The sequence below is a fragment of the Ruegeria sp. CH11 genome (genome assembly GCF_056537105.1).
On record NZ_JBQFQX010000014.1, the window covers coordinates 22,759 to 44,719 of the forward strand.

Consider the following 21,961-nt stretch of genomic DNA (forward strand, 5'->3'; position numbering starts at 1 on the left):
TGAGACCTTGGCCGGATATGCCAAATGTCTGCGACTTTTGTTCTAGGGGTAGAGCCCGCACTGTTTGATGGTGGTTTGGGAACACGGTCTACATGAGTCTTTAGCAAGAATCCCAAACCATTAGTTTCCATACCGTCGTCTTGGCTATGTGCTCCATTTTCCAAAATTTAGGAGGACAAGATTAGTAATCTATTCTTGGTGACCGCTGAGCAGATGGCTCGGCTGGCTACGGAAGGAAGCGCCATCGTGATGATACAGATTCCCTAAAGCGTCCGACCCAAAACCTGAATCGCGAGGGATTCCCTTGAGGGATCAGATGTGATTCATCTTGTTTGGGAGGATAGATCATGTCAGTACCTTCGCCGGATGCGCTTCGTGCGCGGTTTGAGAAACTGATTGAAGAGGGGTTAAGTGGACCTGCGGCGGCGTTGCGCCTGAAGCTCTCGCCTGCCACCAAGGCACGTTGGGGCCTTTCGATCCGGCGAACTAGACAAGCTAGGGCCGCGCCTCAAGAGCGCCCTCGCGGCAAGGGCAAGCTTAATCCTCACCGATCTATTCCCGTCGAGCTCATCGATCAGGAAAGCGACATGACCATGCCTGAACTGGCCGGGGCGCTAGCCGATGCGACCTGCGTTCAGGCGCACCCCTATACGATTGGCGGGCTTCTGTACAAGCTCGGGTTCTCATACAAAAAAGGCGCTGATAGCGACCGAGAAATGGCGCACAAGGGTAAGGAAGCAGCGCGACAACTGGATTGCCCGCGGCCTGCCCGCTGTCTCGGCCCAACCAGATCGCGTTGTATTCATTAACGAAACTTCAATCAAAACAAACCTGACCCGCCAGCGAGGCTGGTCACAGCGGGGCCAACGGCTGGTGATGGATGCGCCCTTTGGATCATGGGGGACACAGTCCTTCATCGCAGGTCTCGGCGCTAAAGCGTTGATCGCAGCATGGGTGATTAAAGGCGTGATGGGTGGCGAAGCCATTGCGGCCTATGTCGAACAAGTGCTGGTGCCAGAGCTGGAACCGGGTACTGTCATCATCCTGAACAATCTCGCCACGCACAAGAATGTCGCTGCAGCCAAAACCATGAGTTAAGCAGGATGCTGGTTTTGGTTCCTGCCACCATACAGCCCCGACCTGAATCCGATTGAGATGGCCTTCTCGAAACTTAAAGCGCACCTGCGCAGGATCGGCGCTCGAATTTTCACTGATATGTTCGAGGCTCTCACGGCGATTTGCGAACTCTTCTCATCAGACGAGTGCCGAAACTATTTTAAGGTCGCCGGCTATGTCTCAAGTTAAAAACCGGAAACTTTAAAAGTGCGCCGAATAGTCTCAAGCTTGTAGTCTAAAAAGGGGAGCGTGATGGGCTGATCAGGCAAATCAATGGGGGTATGAAAAATGACCACCGTCATATTGCGTCCCAAGCCTGAAACAATTTGTAACACAACTACCTTATCCTGTCATAAACCAAAAGGGCAACGGAGGAGCCCAATCCTCCGAGGTCTGGCTACTGAGATGTTTGAGGTCCGTTCGCTTGAAGGGTAGACTGCTAACTGTCAGTAATTGACCGCTCACAATGCAAGAGACTCTGCGCCGTGCCGGAACGGGTAAAATTTTGACAATTTGACGATTGCGATGTCATGAAAATTCTGTCTTTGAAACCCGGTCATGACGGTACAATCGCAGGCATAGACACGGACACTCAGCGGTTATTGTTTTCGTTTGAGGCTGAAAAAGGCGGATTTCCCCGAAACACCGCAGTAACTCCGGATACGTTCCTGGACGCCGGGCTGTGGTTCAACCAACTGCCTGACGGGATTGCGTTGAGTGGTTGGTCCATTCCCCAAGCGGACCACTCAGCCGTTTCAGGTGCAGGATATTGCGGAGTCGACCGCGGGTCAGAACAGATTAGAGAGATCATCTTTTTTGGGAAAACGCTGGAATGTTATTCCTCAACGCATGAGCGGTCTCATATATGGGCGGCTTATGCGATGTGCCCACTCGAGCAAGGTGACCCCTGCTATGTCCTTCTTTGGGAGGGCGTTTTGGGGATTTTTATGAAATAGGCAGCGCATTGAACAATCACCATCTTGGCCAAACCCTTGCTGCACCAGGGCAGAAATACGCGTTTCTGTACAACTTGGCCGATCCGACCTACTCGCAGTCTGCGGGAGCGTGCCAGAAGGGGAACGCAGGCAAACTTATGGCAGCAAGCGCAATGGGCGACGCAAACCGTACCGATGAAGATGCCGACGCCCTGATAGACCACATTCTAAGCTGGGATACGGATGCCAAGGCTCTCAATAAATGCGATTTCTCATCTTCGCCTTACTTTAACTCAGGTACAGACAACACGCGTTTTCACGACCTGGCAGCCAAGTTCTCGGACACTCTGTTCGACAGGTTTCATCGTTTCGCCAAAGCCAATCTTACAAAAGGCTATCCCCTGCTTATTTCAGGCGGTTGCGGGTTGAACTGCGACTAGAATACGCGCTGGAAGAACAGCCGCTTGTTTCCCGACGTGTTTGTTCCGCCATGTACCAGCGATTCCGGCAGCGCGATCGGAACCGCCGTCGACGCTATGCGGCATTATGAAGGGTTGGCAAAACTGGATTGGGATGTGAATTCCGGCCAGGCCTTCATCGATGATCTGATCGATCTGCAAGATGTGACCAGGCAGAACTGGACCTGCCCGGGATCGCCGCTGCTTTGCACAGGGGCGCGATCATAGGCTGGGCCACGGGCAATTGCGAAATTGGGCCGCGCGCTTTGGGCAACTGATCAATTCTTGCCGCGCCGTTCAGCATCGAAACGCGCAGGAAGCTGAACAAAATCAAAGGGTGGCACGCGGATGCACCGATCGCACCCGTTTGCCTTGAGGAAGACGTCTCGGACCATTTCGACTGGGCCGGACCTTCGCCCTATATGCTGCATTTCCAGAAGGTCATTGATCCAAGGCTGAAGGCGATTGAATATCTGGACGGTTCGGCGCGCGTACAGACTGTGACGCGCCGGCAAAACGCACGGCTATACGCGTTGCTACAGGAGTTCAAAAAGATCTCGGGTGTTGGTGTGTTGTGCAACACGTCCCTGAATTTCAAAGAGGCTGGGTTCATCAACAGAACCAGCGATCTGTGTCACTATGCACGCATCGGCGGGCTTGATGCATTCGTCGCCGGTATCTCGTTCTATCGGTTTGACAAGGGTCAGGCCGCTATTGGGTCTTCAGCCAATTCGCCACGGACGCGCCCGCAACCCTGTGACCTTCAGCATTCCAATGAGTGTCCCCCCAAAACCACGGAGGATTGCCTGATTGCGCTGCATCTTTCAAAGGCTGCGTCAGATCCAGTAGGGAAATCCCGGCTTCACTGGCCCAGGATGCCACTGTGTCAGGCAGGTCGGACAGGTTTTCTTGTGGAGAACTGATCGCACTGCCTTCGGGAAAATCGCAAAGCTCGTGCAGAACGCGGTATTTTGTCGGCACAAAAACCAAAGCATAGTCGGCGCCGGCGCTTGCCAGTTGGTTTTCAAAGGCCTCAATCTCCCCGGCAACGACCGGAAATTCGTCGTCGAGCCCCGCAAAGGATATCCGGGTCCACAAAAACAGGTAATCCGCACTGTTTATCCGGCAACTGTTCAAGTCTTTTTGCGGACTGCTCAGCCGGACAAGGCGTGTCCATACGATCCGCACGAACGAGGACCGCCGGTTTCCCGGCGCCGCGTCCGACTGTTGGGTGTAGGGTTGCCGGAGACCTTCCGAATCCAGAAGGTCGTTGCCTTCGAAAAAGAACTGGATGACCAGCTTGTCCTTCAGCGGCAAACCGGACTCCAACAGCATTTTCTGCTCTTCCTGGATGGAAAGACCTAACAATGCAGCCTGCATCACCGGCCGGCCCAGTTCCGCGGCAACAATACTGTCAACGGTCTGCGCCTTGGGTACCAATGCCCCCAGTACAACCGAGTCGCCAAGAATGACTATATCCGCATCGCCGCCCAGAGAATTCCGGAACCCGTATTCGTCCGTTCTGAACTCAAAATCTATCGGATCGCTGGGCACCTGCATCCGGGATGCAATGTCCTGATAGGTTTGCCCGGACACATCCGCATTAGGCACCAAAGCCCATCCGGGGCTTTCAGTGTTTGCAGCCCTCCGTCCCAGCAGACCGTCCCAGTCGACAATCCCGACCCGACCGATGCCTTCCAGTAACACAAGGAACAGCGTCACAGGCACCGCTGTCGCCCAGAACGCCAAAGATGCCTGCCGCCCGAAACCCGCAAAGACAAAAGCGGCGGCCAGAAAGAAGAACACAAGCGCCAGCGCGACGTGGCGAAACCGCCAGTTTCCGAACAGCATATCCGAAGAAGGCTGAACGGCGGAGTTGATCCAGAGTATCGCGATGCCGCAGACAATCAGAACAGCGCCAATCACGAGAAAAATTCCTTTTGTCAAAACTCTGGACGCCAAAACCAAATTCCCCTTCCGGAGAAATCCTAACCTGATAAGAAAATGGACCTCGTCCACTTATGTTCCTTGGTTCTTTTTCATTTGTCCATAGGCATCCCTTTCACCGGAACGGTTAAAGCAATTTCGGGCTGTTCCGGCTTGGCGCGCGTTGGAGCGGGGTGTGTTTCAAGAAACAAGTTTCGCCTCCGACACCCGATTTATTCCATTCGAATTCCGCGCCCCGAGGACCATTCGGCCAAAACACCAGAATTGCCGATTTAATATACGCCGCCGCTGTTTTTCCTTGTTTAAGATACCCTTACGGTGTCCGAAAGGACGTGGTCGCCCACCGCCGGGCTCTGTAAAACAAGGGAAACATGTTGACAGGTGACGACAGCAGCAGACACAATTTCAGGTAAACTGTGTAAAGATCTATTTGTTGAGGGTTTTTCTGTGACCGACACGTCGGCACATAGCGAAGTACGAATGGGCTCTGAGCGATCTTTCGGCCTCGTATTTTCCTTTGTCTTCCTCGTCATTGCGTTGTGGCCGTTTGTTTTTGGCGGCGGGACCCCTAGAATTTGGGCGATTGTGATCGCGCTGGGGTTTCTGATCGTCTCATTGACCGCGCCGCATTATCTTGCCGGGCTGAACAGGGTCTGGTTCAGATTTGGATTGCTTCTGGGTAAAATTATTGCGCCCGTTGTGATGGGTTTGATATTTGTTCTGACCGTCATTCCGATCGGGTATCTGCGCAGATTGAAGCACCCCGATCCGCTGAAACAGAACTTTGACCCAGAAGCCGAAACCTATTGGGTGTTCCGTGGCACCGAGGGGCCACCTTCATCCATGTATAAACAGTATTAACGATTGAACCTTTGGAGTTAGAAAATGTCTTTTGTGGCTGAATTATGGGACTTTCTCAAAGTCCGCAGGAAGTTCTGGCTGCTTCCGATCCTGATCATGATGGTGTTGCTTGGCGGATTGATCGTGTTGACGCAAGGCTCGGCCATAGCCCCGTTCATCTATACACTTTTCTAAGCACCAGAAAAGAAAGCCGCGATCCCGGGGGCCGTTTTCACAGGCGGCCCGGACGGGACAGGCTCATACGCTCAGGGGTCTGCACATGTCATCCGTCCTTGGAATCTCGGCATTCTATCACGACAGCGCCGCCGCGTTGCTGGTGGACGGGGAGCTTGTCGCCGCCGCGCAGGAAGAGCGGTTCACGCGCAAAAAACACGATGCCGGGTTTCCGCGGCATGCTATCGAATATGTGCTGGATGCCGGCAACCTGTCGCTTGAAGACGTCGAACATATTGCATTCTATGACAAGCCGTTTCTGAAATTCGAACGCCTGCTAGAAACATATGTCGGCAACGCGCCGCGCGGTTTCAGATCGTTCAGCGTGGCGATCCCGGTGTGGATCAAGGAGAAACTGTTCCAGAAATCGCTGCTGGTGAACGAGCTCAACCAGATCGGAAAAGCCCCCGACTATCACAAGCGGCTAATGTTCGCTGAACATCACATGAGCCATGCGGCCAGCGCCTATTACCCCTCGCCCTTTGACGAGGCCGTCGTGCTGACGCTGGACGGCGTGGGGGAATGGGCCACGACAACTGTCGCCGTCGGACGCGGCAGCGACCTTGAAATGGTGAAAGAAATCCACTTTCCGCATTCCCTGGGTCTGCTGTATTCCGCGGTCACCTATTACACCGGGTTCAGGGTCAACAGCGGTGAATACAAGGTCATGGGGCTGGCCCCCTATGGCGAGCCGCGCTTCAAAGGCATTATTTTTGACAACATCGTCGATCTGAAACCGGACGGATCTTTCCGCCTGAACCAGGATTATTTCAACTACATGACCGGTCTGACGATGACCAACCAGAAATTCTCGGACCTGTTTGGCCGGGACGTCAGGATGCCCGAAAGTGACAGGCTGGATCAGTTCCACATGGATATGGCGGCCTCGGTCCAGGCCGTGACCGAGGACATCGTCCTGACAATCACGCGGCATCTGGTCGAAGAGTATCAGATACCAAACCTGTGCATGGCCGGGGGCGTGGCCCTGAACTGCGTTGCCAACGGCAAGATCCTGCGCGACGGGGCGTTCCGCAATCTTTGGGTGCAGCCGGCTGCCGGTGACGCGGGGGGCGCGCTGGGAACCGCGATGGCGGCCTGGCATCAGGAACTGGGCAACCCCCGCGTTGTCGACCCCGGCACCCTTGACGGGATGAAGGGCTCTTATCTGGGTCCGGTCTACGATCAGGCGGACATTGAAACCCGCCTGACCGCTGTCGGTGCGAAGTTCGAGACCCTGGACGAGGACGACATGATCGAACAAACCGCCCAGCACCTGGCACAGGGGGATGCTGTCGGCTGGTTCAACGGGCGGATGGAATTCGGGCCGCGCGCTTTGGGGGCCCGGTCGATCCTTGGCGATCCCCGGTCGCAGACCATGCAGAAGACGCTTAATCTGAAGGTAAAGTTTCGCGAAAGTTTCCGCCCCTTCGCCCCGTCGGTTTTACGGGACAGCGTTCAGGACTGGTTCGATCTGGATACGGACAGCCCTTACATGCTGTTGGTTGACCGCGTGAAAGAAGACCGCTGCCGTGAGATGTCGGATGCCGAGAAAGATCTGTTCGGCATCGAAAAGCTCAACATCACCCGTTCCGAGGTTCCGGCCATCACACATGTGGACTACTCGGCCCGGATTCAAACCGTGCACCCGGAAACCAATCCGCTCTATCACCGGCTGATTTCCTCGTTTCAGGCCAGGACCGGTTGTCCGATTTTGGTCAACACATCCTTCAACGTCAGGGGCGAACCCATCGTGTGTACCCCCGAGGATGCGTTTCGTTGCTTTATGGGAACCGACCTGGATCTTTTGGTCATCGGGAATGCGGTCATGAAAAAGGCTGATCAGAATCCGGAATTGGTGGAAGACTACAAAAACAAATATGATCTCGATTGACCACCGAACTGCATCGTACACCTGATACATAGATTGCCTGCGCAGACCGGCACTCAGCAACCGCATCAACCAATTCAATCTGCGGGAGCCGCGCCAAATACACCTATCCTTTTTGCCTTTAGTCAGTGCAACACAAACGAACCGGCCTGACGTTAGTAGCCGTAGCTGTCGGCCTTATCCAGAAGCCGACATTTGTTCAGCACAACCCCCAGCAGGTTGCTACGGGAGCCGATCTCGCGCTCGCATTTTTCCAGTTCTTCGGCGGTGGTCTTTTCGGCTGCGGCTATCAGCAGCACGCAATCGATCTGGTCCAAGAAAGCAAAGGTATCATCGCAGGCTAGCATCGGCGTCGTGTCGAACAGCATCACGTCGGGGTCATACCGCTCTTCCAGCCGGTCGATCACATGCGCCGCGCTCTGGCTCTGCAACAGTTCCGCCGAGTTGCCGGTCGGTTTGTGATTTGCCCCAAAAGCGAGCCTTTCCCTGTAGCAGGTCAAATGCGCTTCCGGGCTGCTGTGACCGTCCAGCACGCTGGAAAAAGACTGCTCTCTCGGTGTCTGCAACAGTTTCGCCATCGACGGGCGGCGCATGTCCAGATCGATTACCAAAGTGTGCCCTTCGCGCTGACGTGCAAGGCTGAAGGCCAGATTCAGACACAGCGTAGTCTTCCCACAAGTGCTTCCCGGCGAAGTGATGGCTAATCTTCGCCAACTATTCTTCCGCATCTCGTGCAGGATACGTGTGCGCAGCACGTCAAACGGGGTTGTCAAATCACCGGCCTGGTCGGCAAAGATGCGCCCTTTAATTAGAGCGGAAGTGCTGAGCTCCGCGACCGGCAACTCGGCCCACAACCGATCCAACACAGACAGTTCAGACGTTTCAGACGCTGCAAGCAATGGTAACGGTTTGCCCGCATTTCCTGCAGAATGTAGCCCCTGCCCCGCACTAGGGGTCACGTCCTGTGTGCGCGCAGCACGGGCTTTCTGGATGGCAGATTGGATACGTTCCATGCACCTGTTCCTATCAGCTGATACCAAATCGGCTGAGCAAAGTGTCAAGCCCGAGTTTGTCACTTACTTCATCGACGAACAGATCGAGCGGCATATAATAGAAATGGATCAAATAAAGTGACGCGCAAATCCCAAAAATCGGTGCACAAACGGCACACAGAACGAACGCGCGCCGTAGCACCACCTCCCCTGAGGTCGGGATGTAGGGTACGGTGCCAAAGGCGGGCGCGCCCAGCCGGTTGACCAGATCGACAGGGCGGCGGATTGTGTTGTTAAGCAACTCCAGCACCACAAAAAGGGCAAATGCCAACCCCACTCCACCAGCAAACCCGGCGGCAGCAACGAGCTTGCGGTTAGGATCGGTTGGACTGGTCGGCACTATTGCCTGCTGTGTCACGGTAATCCGTTGGCCGCGCGATTGTGCCTCAATCTGGTCACCGGTGCGCGCTTCGGCCAAGCTCGCGGTCGCTTGTTCATATTGTATGCGCAGCGTGTCGTAATCTCGCTCCAGCGTGCCCAGGGTAATGGCATTGGTTGGTGTTTGTTCGATCGCCACGGCCAAATCGTTCAGTTCAGCCTGGATGATCGCTTTCTGTTCACTGATGAAATCGAGCTGCCCGTCGATATCCGACAATTGCAATTCATAAGCAGTGATGTTTGGTGCGCTTTCGGTTCCCAAACCCAACGCGATATTAGCCGCCTCCAACGCTGCGATCTGCGCATCCAATGACTTCACCCTCGGATGATCAGACGAATAAATCACCATTGCCGCAGAACGCTGATCCTTCAGTTGGCGCAGTTGGCGCTGTTCAGGGGTCAGGCTATCTCCGAAGAAGTCCGGGCGCCCGGTACGTTCGTAAATCTCGACCAGCCGGGCCCGACGATCACGCAAGCCCGATAGTTCCCGGTCCAGTTGCAGAGTTCTCTCTTGTAGCAAAGATTGTCGGGTGCGACGATAATCTAGCCCTTCAGGCAGCGCATCCTTGTGATTTTCCTTGAAAGCAAGGATGCGAGCGTCCTGATCCGCCAGTTCTTCATCTAGCCGCGCCACCTCCTGTTCGAAGAACTCCAAAGTCAGACTGGTGGCACCAGTGCGCAAAGCCACGTTTTCCTGAAGAATTTGGGTAACCAATTCATTGGTGACCTGAGCCGACACTTCACCTGAGGCAGCTGCAAAAGACACCGTCACAAACGAAGCTGAGTTGTGACTGCCTAAAGGCAGCGAGATATTGATCCGGGAGCGCATGTCAGAGACCATGGCATCCGGCCCCATATCTGGGTCACCGGAATAGACATTGAACCGCTGCGCCAAATCCAAAAGATTGGCCCGGTTCATCAGTCGCTGCTCGATCACTTGAAGGATTTCAACTTCACTGGCCTGCACCGTAGTGGCAGCCAAATTGTCGGGAATCTGAGGTGACTCCACCACCAGCCGGGCGGTGGCGCGATACACTGGCGGCAAGGTGATTGCCAACATCACTCCGACCCCGGTGCAAGCGACTACAATCAGAAGAAGATAGGGTAGCCTGCGGAGTAAAAGTGACAGGTAGAAACGAACTTCACTCATCATGGCAAGGGATGGCTTTCTTTTGGGGGTAGGCCGGCGGCAAAAAATGCGCCATCATCCAGAACCTGTTGTACCAAATGGCCCGAAATCCCTTTGCGCTCACGGGTAAAAGCGTAAACCATCGCCAAATCGCAGAGCTGGTTAACCAACCGAGGCACTCCATGAGTGGCCTCGTAGATCAGATTCGTTGCGACCGGGCTAAAGAGGTTACGCTCAGCGCCAGCAACGTGCAGGCGGTGCCCGACATATTTTCGGACCGTAGATCTTTCCATTGAAGTCAGGTGAAAATTGGATGACACACGTTGCGCGAACTGCCGCAATTCGGGGCGATGGACTATATCCCTCAGTTCTGGTTGGCCAACGAGTACCAATTGCAGCAACTCATCCTTGTTAGAGTTGATATTGGTGAACATTCTCAATTCTTCCAGCGACTCTGCGCTGAGGTTCTGCGCTTCATCAAATATTAAGATGACCCGGTGGCCCTTGGCATATTCGTCAATGAGATATGCCTGAAAAGCGGCAAAGAGGTCAACATAGGTCGCCTCGGCTGGCGCCAACTGACCCAGCGCCATCAGCACCCAGCGCAGCAACTCACCCCGATCACCATGTGCGTTCGAGATCATGCCAATCTTCACCCGGTCATCAACCGACTTCAGCAAGTGGTGCAATAGGGTCGTCTTGCCCGCGCCGACTTCGCCAGTGATAAGGGTAATCGGCGCGCCTGTAAGGATGCCATATTCCAGCATTGTATAGGCCCGCAGGTGCATGTCGGACCAGAACAGGAAATCCGGGTCCGGCAACAGCGTGAACGGGCGCTCGGTCAGGCCAAAATACTCTGTATAAATTTCCAAGCTACTGCCTGTCTGGCAGTCCTGTGTGGTATGACCGGGATCAATATTCACCGTACTCTTTTCTTTCACTAGGGAAACAGGAGAAACGAAGACCTGCGTCGCGTCCATCTTATCATTTGATACGGGTGGTTTCGAGGCGTCAGCGTTTCCAACCCTCCGATTGGCACGGCTCGTGCCAAACCGCCAACGACGGCGCAGCAAAAGCGGGTTTGCCACCGTCTTATCAGGTATGGAAAGCCGATGGGGCATTTCCGTCATCTTCCGTTTCGAACGAGCTCCGATCCTCGCCCGCAGAAATCTGTTTGATACTCATTACTCACAACGCTGATCTTTTATCAAATACTTAGTATAGGGACTTAGCTGCCGTCGGCTAAGGTTGCATCAGGCAAGCACGATCAAAACAAGGTTACACCTTCGCCCTCGACTGACCATCACATACTTCGCAATAACGGAATCACCTCTGTTGCACGATCGCCCCCGCCGCCGCTGGTATTTTTTTGTCACTTCCTTTTTCAGCTTTTTTATCAAAGATATACGCAAACCCTTTAGAAGACTGCAATGTGCCCTTGGTCACAGAAAAGATCGCAGGATCATGCTTTAGTCGGATTGCTTGGGGACACCAGCCGTCCATCAAAGGCGCATAATACGTCAATCACTGATATTTTGAGCAGCGCATTGGAAACAATAGTGATCACGCTTCAGACGATAGAGCAAATTTTTGTCGATTTTGCGGCAAATTTACGTTTGCCTGTAACTGTCCGTTTGTGGCCAAGGCCAAAATGGTGTAAAGCTTCTTAACGTGGGAAAGGATGCTGCTATAAAAACGATGTAGTTTCTTCTGTTATGTTTCCATCGAATGGCTCTTTTGTTTCGGGTCTCGATTGTGCCTCTGGTTAGTAGGTGTTGGTGAGTGTTCCGGTTAGTAGGTGTTAGTTAGTGTTTGAGAGTAAAATGATTGTTCAGTACACAAATATTCCCGACAAAGCGCAGCCCGTTGCGCCCGCGCTTCCGCCCCATAATGTAACATCGCAACCCATCGATACCTACCGCAGCTTTGGCAAGCGTGCGCTCGATATTGCTTTTGTCTTGCTGGCGCTACCGATTGCTCTGCCTATCGTGCTGGTGATGGCGATTCTGGTCGCCAGAGACGGCCGCAACCCCTTTTACGGCCAGACCCGCATTGGCCGCGGAGGCCATCGTTTCACCATGTGGAAGCTGCGCACCATGGTGCCGGATGCACAGGCGCGACTTGAAGGATATCTGGCACGCAACAAGTTGGCGCGGCTGGAATGGGATAAGCACCAGAAGCTCAAAAACGACCCGCGTATCACTTCAGTTGGACAGATCTTGCGCAAGACGTCGCTGGACGAACTGCCGCAGCTTTTCAACGTGCTGACAGGAGATATGAGCCTGGTCGGACCTCGGCCGATGATGCCCGACCAGCAAAAGCTGTATCCAGGCCGGGCATACTACGACATGCGCCCGGGAATTACTGGCAGTTGGCAAGTATCGGACCGCAATGATTGTAGCTTTGCAGACCGCGCCGATTTTGATACTGCCTATGCTAAAGACATATCACTGAAAACTGATATGGGCATTCTTTGCGCCACAACTCGCGTGGTGCTGTGCGGAACCGGATACTGATCCTATTCCTTCCATCTGCAGACTTTAGCTCTACCTCAGACTGGTCTTTCGGTCCCGTCCCGGTCAAACTGACCGGGACGCTTTATGAACAGCAAAGGCCCGCATGTTTCACCAGCACCTTCCCCTTCGCGTTCCACTTCTATTCTGTGCACTTCTGGCGCTGGTAAATTGCGAAAGTTCCGAGGAGCGCGCCGAGCGACACTATCAAAGCGCCCTGGCATTCCTGGAAACAGGTGATATCGACCGTGCATTGGTCGAGCTGCGCAACGTAATCAAATTTGACAATGACCACGGCGAGGGCCGACTGACCTATGCTCGAGTGCTGGCCGAACAGGGTGACGCGGAGCAATCCATAAGCCAATATCTGCGCATAGCCGAACAACAGCCGGATCTGCTGGAAGCACGCGTTGCGGTCACCCGTATGGCACTGCAGCAGAACGCTTGGGAACAGGCCGAACGGCATGGGCGGGCCGCGCGGGAAATCGAACCGAATGAACCTGTCGTGGTCTTTCTCAATGCTATGCTGGACTACCACGCAGCACTCCTGGCCGGGGATGAGTTGCAGATGAGTGATGCAATGACCATCGTTCGCCGGAGAGTAGCCAGCGAACCAAGCGACCGGTTAGCTTGGCGAATGATCGTCGACAACGCGATCATTCAGGGTGACACCAGCAATGCCCTGAACGAGATTAGCAAGGCGATGATCCACCTGCCCGATGACTTTGATTTGCACCTGGCCAAGCTACAGCTGCAAATGGAACAACAGGACAGGGCGGTGATTGGCACCACACTGCAGGTTATGGTTGCAAAATTCCCCGAGGACCTGCAGGCGCGCAACATGCTACTGGCCTGGTATCTCGAACAGGAAGATATGGCAGGCGCCGAGGCATTTTTGCGGCTACAGGCTGCTGCCCCGGGCGCTAAAACAGATGAACATCTTCGGGTTGTCGAATTTCTACGCACCACACAAGGAAATAACGCCGCAAGGGTCGAACTGAAGCGCCTAATTGACGAAAATCCTGATGAAACGACATATAAGGCCACATGGGCCGCGTTGGATTTCGAGGTTGGCAATACGGAAGCTGCCATCGCGACCATGCAGTCGCTACTATCCGATACAGAAGAAATAACAGAAGAAACCGCAAACCTTCAGGTTTCTCTAGCGCGCATGCTGTTCAGCAACGGTGATATAGCTGGTGCAAAAAACCGGGTCGCAGACGTTTTGGAAGGGACGCCAGGTCACGTCGAGGCTCTGAAGATGCACGCTGCATGGCAAATTCAGGATGACCTACCTGAGACTGCCATTCTGACTCTGCGCACAGCCCAGGCGGAAGCACCGCGTGATCCCGGCATTATGACGCTGATGGGTCAGGCTCACGAGCGCGCCGGCGCCCGTGAGTTGGCAGGTGAACGCTATGCATTGGCGGTCGATGCTTCCGGCCGCGCACCCGGCGAAAGCCTGCGCTACGCCGCTTTTCTATTACAAGATAACAGGGTCAAAACGGCCGAAAGCGTTTTAAATGATGCGCTGCGGGTGTTGCCTTCCAACATCCAATTGCTATCTGCGATGGCTGATTTGCAAGTCAGGAAACAGGACTGGACACGGGTACTCCGCCTCATCTGGCAATTGCGTAGTCTGGACACCCCGATCGCCACCACCGCTGCAAACCGGATCGAAGTAACCTACCTGATGCGCCAGAACCGCTCCGAAGAAGTTGTCAGCCTGCTCGAATCTCTGGCTGAGTCCAACAATCAGGACACCACCGCTCTTGCCAAACTGATCAAGGAGCTGGTGCAGCAAGGCAGGACAGACGAAGCACAGATATTAATTTCGGGACGCCTTACAGATATGCCAAACAATCCGGAATTGCGGTTTCTGCGGGCCGGGTTGCATCTGGCCGAAGATGCGCCGGATCAAGCCGAAGCCATATATCGCGCCCTGATCGAAGACTTTCCGGAAGGAACACAACCTCTACGCCAACTGGTCAGGCTGTTACGGTCGCAGAACCGCGGCACCGAAGCAGATGCGTTGATCGACTCCGTGATTGCAAGCCAGCCTGAACTGGCATTCCCCCGCCAACTCAAAGCGGAACAACTCGAACGGGACAGGAATTTTGAAGGTGCAATTGCACTATATGAAGCGCTTTATGCTGAAAACAGCAGCAATTTAGCGGTTGCCAACAATCTGGCCAGCCTGCTTTCAACCCATCGCCAAGATGACGAAAGCCTGTCCCGCGCCTATACTATTGCCCGGCGCCTGCGCAATGCGGACATACCCGCCTTTCAAGATACATATGGCTGGATCGCGTTCCGCCGGGGCAATCATTTCGAGGCTCTGACACATCTTGAACCAGCGGCGCGCGGACTGCCCGACGATCCGCTGGTACAATATCACTTGGGCGAGACTTACATGGCCTTGGGCCGTGTAGAGGATGCAAAGAATACACTGGAATTGGCGCTGAATTTAGCCGGGGACAGCGACCTGCCGCAATTTGAGCGCGCTCGAGAGATGCTAAAGAGCAATTCAGTCGCAGATTGATAGGTGCATTATTAGCCGTCGGTTACAACCTGTGTAGGCAACTTCTTAGGCAGCAGCAGAACTGCGATCCAAACACAAATACTCAGGCTTCCTGCGCTCGCATAGACCAGCAAAGCCACCCAAGCAGACATGCCCAGAATTATAGCAACAACACCGGCGCTCGCGCCGATTAGCATGCCCAGTAAAACGGCTCCAACATTCATGATGTCTCGCTATGCCTCATCACACGAAGTTTACCTCAGGTTGAGTTCGCGCATCAATTCTTTCGTTTATCTAGCATAAAAATGGCAAAATTCAGCCGCCCGGCTCCCAATTGTTGCCTTTACGACAGTCTGCGCTCAAAAAAACCGCTTCCTGTGTTTCAAGTTTCGGAAAGAATGGCGCTTTAATTGAAACCCCCCCAATATGATTTTGCCTGGGGACATAGATTCGTGACCCAGCAACGGAAAGATAGCTGCCAAAACACGCTCCTGGTGAGCCGAGAAGGAAGAGTTTGGAAATGAACGCTGTTTTTGTGTTATTTGGCGCGACGATTATTAGTGTTTTGGCCGCCCTGCCCGCCTTGGCACAAGGTTACCGCGTGCAACCCGGGGACAGGTTGCAGATCGAAGTACTGGAAGACGAAAGCCTCAACCGAGATGTGCTTGTACGCCCAGACGGTCGCATCACCATGCCACTGGCAGGGACTTTAGCCGCCAGCAACCGAACCACCGAGCAGATTGGAGATGATCTGTCTCGCATGCTATCTCCGAATTTCGCCTCGGCCCCTACTGTTTTTGTGTCGCTGAGTTCGATTGCAGAAGAGGACGAGGTCGAACCGATCGACGTGTATGTTGTAGGTGAGGCTGAAAGTCCAGGAAAATATGAGGTGGATCCAGGCACAACGCTGTTACAGTTATTTGCCGAAATGGGTGGTTTTTCTAGATTTGCCGCTACTAAACGCGTAATGCTCCGCCGTACCGATCGCTCCGGGAATGAGGCTGTTTATAAGTTCAATTACGATGCAATCCTGGAGGGCACGGGAACCGGGGCAGCAACCAGGCTGGCGGACGGTGACGTCATAATAATTCCACAACGGCGTCTGTTTGAATAACGCCAAAGAGGGGGCGCAGTGAAACAGAACCTGTTAATGCATACAGCGCCATGTTGTGCTGTGTGTTTTGTTGCAATTTCCATATCGGTTGCACATGCACAGGAAATTCCGGTCGAACCCGGCGGCCCGGTGATGCGATTCGGCATCTATGAGCGGCTGGAAACGGGCCGCAATCTTGGCCTCGATGTCCCTGAAGAGGGACATGGAACCATCGCGTCGACCATCTTTTCCTTCGGGCTCAGCAGTGAAACCCGCACTCAGACCTTCAACCTCGACGCAACGACAGCCCTGCGCTTCAATAACCTGCCGGACGAGGACAACGAGACTGATTTCGGCGATACTCGCCTGATACTCGACTACACCCGTGAGGCAGCCAACGCCGGCATGGAGATTCAGGCCAACTATCTGGCTTATGATATCGGATTCCTGCGATCGCTTTCTGACTTTGTAGACGACGAGGGCGTGATCAACCTGCCCCCTGATTTTGCCGATCTGACCGGCGATGGAACACGCCGCGAATATGATCTGCGCGCGGGGTTCGACTTCGGACGGCAAGACCTGATCGGATATAATTTCTTTATACGAGCGAATGGAATAAGTTACTCAGACACAACGGACTCTTCTCTATTCGACGAAGAGACTTTGGAGGCTGGGGCCGGAATGACGTTCAGCCTGTCATCCCGCACGACAGCACGCTTTAATTATAGCTTTGAACGATATGAGCGAGACGACCCTGAACAGACTACCGAAGACACGGATGACCTGATCCTTGGGGTAACACATGAGTTGTCCCCACGCACGACTCTTGATGCTTCCTTCGGATACAGCAAAATTGATGAGCGCACATTGACGGGCGATGATCTCACCGAAGGCTACGTAGGTGGGTTAGGGTTGGAATACGCGATGCCAAATGGTGTGATCACCGCCGATTTGGACGCGGACCTGGAAAGTGCCGGGCGACTGGATACCTTAACCGTCGGGCGCAGCATGGAGATACCCGATGGGACCTTTTCAGCCAGTTTCGGCGGCGCGCGTGTGCCGGGCGGCGAGGCCGATTGGATCGGATCCTTAAGTTACGAGCAAGAACGCGGCCCTAATGATGTATTTGTCCGATTTCGCCGTGAAGTAACCACCAACTCTGAAAGAGAGTTCCGTCTCGAAAACATAGCTGACATCGGCATTGTACACCGCCTCACCCCTGTCTCACGCCTCGGCTTTAGTGCAATCTACGCACTGACTGAAGAAAACGTGACCGATCCTCGTACTGAATACACCGAGCTCAGTGCTGTATATAGCCATCGGCTAACTGAGTACTGGAATTTTAACACCGGGGTGAACTACCGCGTACGCGATGAGGACGGAATTGGAAGGGCCACTAGCCCACTCGTCTTCTTTCAGATAGGTCGCGACTTCGTATGGCGACCCTGAGACATATCCTGCAGCCTTTGAATAGTTCCAGCAAAGACGTGGACACCACAGGTGCCACGTTTGAATCCGCCTCTTGTCACTGAAATATGCTGGAAATGCAAAAAGAACGCCTATCGATGGCTCCGCCCGCATACCCTACGTCTGTGAAGTTTTTGTGGAGGTAGGTGTGATCTTTTGCTGTGCTCGGAGCAATTTAGCGATACGCGAAGCCAACACAGACACGTTTGGCGGCTCCAATATGCCGAGGTGATCACCGGGGACATCCAGAATGTCAAAACCAGCCGACGCAACTGACTGCCAACCCAATCCGGTATCGATCGCTTCCCGACTGTCAAACAGATTACTTGCCGCCCGGTATATCGTCAGCCTGCGAGCGTATGGCTGGGGTTCATATGCTTTAATCGCAAGCGTGTTGGCCGCAACGAAATTGGTAACATCAGCCTCTACAGCTTGGTCGCCGGTCTCAAGCTTGCTCATCGCCACAGCGAGCATGGCCGCTTCACGCCGGGCGGCAATCCGTTTGGCAACATAGGTCCAGCCTTCACGCGCAATTAGTCTCGCATGAGCAGCTAGCCGGCCTCCGCGGCCAACCGTAGGCCGGCCTCCAGGGCCTTCAGCATCCAGCAGGATCAGAGCTTGGACATCCCTTCCAGCTTGAAGCAGTTGTTGGGCGAGCTCTAGGGTCACATAACTACCTGCGGACACCGCAATCAGCGACAATGGACCTTCAGGGTAGTGCCTTTCTATCTGGCACAGATAGAAACGTGCAATTTCGGACACCTGTGTCGGAGTGGTTTCTGTTAGCAATCCTACGGTCAATCCATAGACAGGCTGGTCTTCCCCCAACTCGGCGGCCATTGGCCGGTAGAAAGAACCGTTGTCTCCCAGCACGTGCACTCCGTACAGCGGAGGTAAGTTTCCGCCTTCCTGGATAGGGATTACAACGAGTGGGTCAGGATCCTGCGCTTGTAAGGCCCTTGCCACGCCACGGGGTGTCGGATCACTGTAAAGGGCAGTTGGTTTGATAGTAACCTTGAATCTGTCTTCCAGCAGAGGCAGAAGCCTCAGAAGGGCAAGGGAATCCCCGCCCGCATCGAAGAAGGAGGTTTCGGGCCCAATGTCCGAAATTCCGAGAAGCCCACTAAAAATTGTAGCGATCTCATCGGTTAGCGGCGTCGCAGCAGTATCGGAATCGCCTGCATCCAGAAACTTTGCCGTAGCGGGCGCTGGCAATTTGACGGTATCAACCTTGCCGCCAGGCGTTTGCGGCCAATCGGTCACTTCGACGAGATCGGGTCGCATATGCGAAGGCAGAAATTGCGCGACCCACTGGCGTACCTTTGCAACTTCCGGAGAGGGTTGTCCCGCTGCAGCGGAATACCATGCCACCAGTTGCGGCTGCCCGCCAACAGGCGTAAAAAGCGCAGCATAGGCACGCCCCACCTGCGCGTGTGACTCCAAAGCCTCTTCAATCTGACCGGGCTCGATCCGAAAGCCCCTGAGCTTGATTTGGCGATCCTGCCGACCCAGGAAATGCAACTGACCGTTGTGCCAAACCGCACGATCGCCCGTCGCATAGATCCGACCCACATCCGCATCAAACGCGGCTATGCCAAAGCTTTGGGCCATACGTTCGGGATTGCCGATGTAACCTTTGGCGACGGCCGGGCCTGATATGAACAACTCCCCTTCTGCGCCCAAGGGTGCAAGCGCGCCGTCCTTCGACAGAATCCAGGCGCGGGCATGCCCCAACGAACGTCCGATAGGCACGGTTTCACTGTCATACGGTCCAGGCGGCGCCTCGTAAACGGTGCACGTGATCGTGGTTTCCGTTGGGCCATACCCGTTCAGCCAGCGCAACTCGGGTAGATGTTCACGCCAGCGCTTCAGCGCTTGCGGCGGAATCCGTTCACCGCCAACAATGACCAGCCGTACTTCGTCAGGGAACCCTCCCATATGACTACCGAGCTCATCTACAAGCACGGCCCAGAACCCGGTTGGCAAATTCATAACCGTGATTTTGAGCCGGTTACATTCTTTCAGGAACTCCCCGACGGAAAGCGACATTTCATCGCTTCTCAGCACCAAGGTGGCGCCGACAACGAGGGTCGGAATGATTTCTTCCAACGCAACATCAAAACTCAACGCCGCAAATTGAAGCACTCTGTCTTCTGGTGTCAGCTCAAAAAGATGTGTAACCGCTTTGCCATGTGCGGCCAGGGATTGGTGAGAGATCATAACCCCCTTGGGCCGACCGGTGGATCCCGAAGTAAAGATTATGTACGCGGTTTGATCCGTGCTGATGCTCTGCGAATTTAGTTGGGTATCCCCGGAGACCGCGTGTAACAGTGTTTCGAACATCTCTTGCCGTGCCGATAATTCCGGGTGGATATTCCCGACCAACACAAGGCGCGCTTTGCTATCCTCGGCAATGATATTCAACGTATCCACAGGATAGCTGGGGTCCATGGGTACGAATGCGGCTCCGGCTTTCCAGACAGCAAGTATCGCAGCCACGAAATCCGCGCCGCGCGCCATACAAATGCCAACGACATCCCCTGGCTGGACACCGGCACGCGACAATCCGGCAGCCAAGCCGCTGGCCCTGGCATCAAGCGTACCATATGTCACAGTCTTCTGACCCGGTTGTATTAGCGCTGGTTTATCCGGGAATTTCTTTGCGGTTTGTTCAAATCCATCCAAGCTCGAAGGCAGATCTGGGACATCGAAAACAGGTCCGGCCAAATCGTACAATTGAGCCGCTTCTTCAAAAGGCAACATAGAAACCGTAGCCAGAAGCGTGTCTGGTTCCGCCATTGCCAGATTTCCCAGAAACTGGATCAGACAATCGGCCAGCCGCTGCCCCTCAAGGATCTGCTCGGGGTCAAACTCGACGTCAATCTGAAGTTGCTCCCCCATGTAGGCCGCGATGGTGACCGGCGTATCCCCTTCTTCCAGCAACGTGACTTTTCGGCGTGCCCATTCCCTCCCGCGCGCTTTCATCTGTTCGTCAAGCGTGCCGTAATCGAACATGACAACAGATTCTATAAAGTTGCTGTGAGGAGGTAGATGTAGCCGCTTGCGGATTTCGGTCAGCGGCGTGTGTTCATACGGCCGCGAGGCAATCTGATCTTCTCGAATGCGGGTCAGAAGCTCTCCAACCGTAAGTCCGGCTTGTAATTGGATCCGAACTGGAACGGTTGTGATGAAACAGCCAGCCGCTTCGGCAGATCCCGGCACCAGATGGCGGCCATTGCGTGTATTGCCGAATACGACATCCTGCTGACCCGTAAACCGAGCGGCTACAACCCCCCATGCGGCCAGTATGACGCTGCTCAGCGCCGTATCAGAGCGTTTAGCGAGCTTGACGAGAGCCTGACTTTGTTCTGCGGTCAATTGATGAACGGAAAAGCGTTTTCGGGTGGCTTCTCTATCTGTTGCAACCAGACTAGTGGCGCCTCCCCATCCAGCCAGCATTTCGGCGAAAAAGTCCACGCCCTCTGTATGCGAAATGGTCGCCAGTTTTCGGCAATGAGCCGTAAAAAGATCTGGCGCCACTGAGGGAGGGGATGTTTCGACATCCCCGCTCAAGCTTCTGCCGTAGCGCTTAAAAACATCGTCCAGCAACAGGGCGAAGCTGCGCCCGTCAAGCAGGCTGTGAGGAAATGTCCAAACCAGTTTGCTGGTATTATCCGCGGTTGCGATGAATGTTATGCGGAACGCTGGAAAGCAGGCGGCATCCACCCCCTTCGCTCGATCTGCGATCAAAAACTCAGAAAGCCGCTGGGCACTTAGTTCCGGCGTCAGACCGCTCCAGTCCAATACGTCCGGCACGACCAACCCAACCGGTTGCGTTTGCTGGTGCCATACGCCCTGTTCATCTGTTGTGATCGTGTTCCGAAGAGCCGGATGGCACCGAACCAAATCAGACCAGGCCCGCCCCATGGCCTCGGCATCCAGCCGGCCATCCAACACATCGACAACGATCTGCTCAACATAGAGCCAAGGCTGACCGGTCAGGTTGGCACCGGCGTGCATACTGCGCTGCAATGGAGTCAGAGGAAAACCGTTATTTTCTTCCACCTGAGTATTGTTTGGAAATTGACTGGAAACCATAAACCCTTTGCCGCCTAGTAGTTACAATCTCGGACTAAGCTGACGAAATAACGCATTTCGAACCTAGCTCTGTTTCCGGTTACTGTCCATGCTTAAGCCTTATGGTCAGAATATGATGGTAGCGGCGACTGCTATTGCCGAGAGAACGGCATTTGGACATCTATGATAGCGGATTGTGAATTAACGCTAGTATTTGATTCTGCTGAACATGAACTGAGTGCGCAAGAAGCCGGAACAAAACGCCCAAGATCTCTCTGGCCTTCAGTTCGTCCAGACGGTGGTTTTTAGGTAA

General features: G+C 54.3%; 15 protein-coding genes and 2 pseudogenes. 12 read left to right on the forward strand and 5 right to left on the reverse strand.

What is annotated here, in order from left to right; all coding sequences use genetic code 11:
• Positions 1–347 precede the first annotated feature (347 nt).
• From ACR0LX_RS17940 to ACR0LX_RS17960, 5 genes and pseudogenes are all read left to right on the forward strand, one after another.
• A complete protein-coding gene (locus tag ACR0LX_RS17940; protein WP_480784890.1) occupies positions 348–809 on the forward strand; it encodes a COG3415 family protein in 462 nt (153 codons plus the stop codon).
• A 22-nt stretch (positions 810–831) separates the two neighbouring features.
• A pseudogene (locus ACR0LX_RS17945) lies at positions 832–1,305 on the forward strand (transposase).
• A gap of 904 nt (positions 1,306–2,209) precedes the next feature.
• Positions 2,210–2,491, forward strand: coding sequence for a hypothetical protein (locus ACR0LX_RS17950; protein ID WP_480784891.1), 282 nt, complete (start codon positions 2,210–2,212; stop codon positions 2,489–2,491).
• A 24-nt stretch (positions 2,492–2,515) separates the two neighbouring features.
• Positions 2,516–2,737, forward strand: coding sequence for a hypothetical protein (locus ACR0LX_RS17955; RefSeq protein WP_480784941.1), 222 nt, complete (start codon positions 2,516–2,518; stop codon positions 2,735–2,737).
• Positions 2,716–3,126, forward strand: a pseudogene (locus ACR0LX_RS17960) (carbamoyltransferase C-terminal domain-containing protein); the annotation flags it as partial. The gene ACR0LX_RS17955 and the pseudogene ACR0LX_RS17960, both read left to right, overlap by 22 nt.
• 94 nt (positions 3,127–3,220) lie before the next feature.
• Here ACR0LX_RS17960 and ACR0LX_RS17965 read toward each other — a convergent pair.
• Positions 3,221–4,435, reverse strand: a complete 1,215-nt coding sequence (locus ACR0LX_RS17965; RefSeq protein WP_480784892.1) for an alginate O-acetyltransferase AlgX-related protein — start codon at positions 4,433–4,435, stop codon at positions 3,221–3,223.
• Between the two features lie 468 nt (positions 4,436–4,903).
• Between ACR0LX_RS17965 and ACR0LX_RS17970 the strand changes: the two genes are divergently transcribed.
• The 3 genes from ACR0LX_RS17970 to ACR0LX_RS17980 all read left to right on the forward strand — a co-directional run bounded on the left by ACR0LX_RS17970 (position 4,904) and on the right by ACR0LX_RS17980 (position 7,421).
• Entirely contained in the window at positions 4,904–5,317 is a 414-nt protein-coding gene (locus ACR0LX_RS17970) for an SxtJ family membrane protein (RefSeq protein WP_480784893.1), read from the forward strand.
• A gap of 24 nt (positions 5,318–5,341) precedes the next feature.
• Positions 5,342–5,491, forward strand: a complete 150-nt coding sequence (locus ACR0LX_RS17975; RefSeq protein WP_480784894.1) for a DUF5989 family protein — start codon at positions 5,342–5,344, stop codon at positions 5,489–5,491.
• Positions 5,492–5,576: 85 nt separating this feature from the next.
• Positions 5,577–7,421, forward strand: coding sequence for a carbamoyltransferase family protein (locus ACR0LX_RS17980; protein WP_480784895.1), 1,845 nt, complete (start codon positions 5,577–5,579; stop codon positions 7,419–7,421).
• 152 nt (positions 7,422–7,573) lie between these two features.
• Here ACR0LX_RS17980 and ACR0LX_RS17985 read toward each other — a convergent pair whose 3' ends face one another.
• From ACR0LX_RS17985 to ACR0LX_RS17995, 3 genes are read right to left on the reverse strand one after another with little or no spacing between them, the layout of a single operon-like run.
• A complete protein-coding gene (locus ACR0LX_RS17985) occupies positions 7,574–8,431 on the reverse strand; it encodes a CpsD/CapB family tyrosine-protein kinase (protein ID WP_480784896.1) in 858 nt (285 codons plus the stop codon).
• A gap of 13 nt (positions 8,432–8,444) precedes the next feature.
• Complete coding sequence (locus ACR0LX_RS17990) at positions 8,445–10,001, reverse strand: GumC family protein (protein WP_480784897.1); 1,557 nt, start codon at positions 9,999–10,001, stop codon at positions 8,445–8,447.
• The gene (locus ACR0LX_RS17995) at positions 9,998–10,849 is read right to left on the reverse strand and encodes an ExeA family protein (protein WP_480784898.1); all 852 of its coding nucleotides are present in this window, start codon (positions 10,847–10,849) and stop codon (positions 9,998–10,000) included. The genes ACR0LX_RS17990 and ACR0LX_RS17995 overlap by 4 nt, the downstream gene beginning before the upstream one ends.
• 936 nt (positions 10,850–11,785) lie before the next feature.
• Between ACR0LX_RS17995 and ACR0LX_RS18000 the strand changes: the two genes are divergently transcribed.
• From ACR0LX_RS18000 to ACR0LX_RS18015, 4 genes are all read left to right on the forward strand, one after another.
• Entirely contained in the window at positions 11,786–12,493 is a 708-nt protein-coding gene (locus ACR0LX_RS18000; protein ID WP_480784899.1) for a sugar transferase, read from the forward strand.
• A 103-nt stretch (positions 12,494–12,596) separates the two neighbouring features.
• Positions 12,597–15,032 carry a tetratricopeptide repeat protein gene (locus ACR0LX_RS18005; RefSeq protein WP_480784900.1) on the forward strand — a complete coding sequence of 812 codons (2,436 nt, stop codon included), beginning with the start codon at positions 12,597–12,599 and terminating at the stop codon, positions 15,030–15,032.
• A gap of 499 nt (positions 15,033–15,531) precedes the next feature.
• Entirely contained in the window at positions 15,532–16,125 is a 594-nt protein-coding gene (locus ACR0LX_RS18010) for a polysaccharide biosynthesis/export family protein (RefSeq protein ID WP_480784901.1), read from the forward strand.
• An 18-nt stretch (positions 16,126–16,143) separates the two neighbouring features.
• A complete protein-coding gene (locus ACR0LX_RS18015; RefSeq protein WP_480784902.1) occupies positions 16,144–17,553 on the forward strand; it encodes a porin family protein in 1,410 nt (469 codons plus the stop codon).
• Positions 17,554–17,688: 135 nt separating this feature from the next.
• Here ACR0LX_RS18015 and ACR0LX_RS18020 read toward each other — a convergent pair whose 3' ends face one another.
• Positions 17,689–21,669, reverse strand: a complete 3,981-nt coding sequence (locus ACR0LX_RS18020) for a non-ribosomal peptide synthetase (protein ID WP_480784903.1) — start codon at positions 21,667–21,669, stop codon at positions 17,689–17,691.
• Between the last annotated feature and the right edge of the window lie 292 nt (positions 21,670–21,961).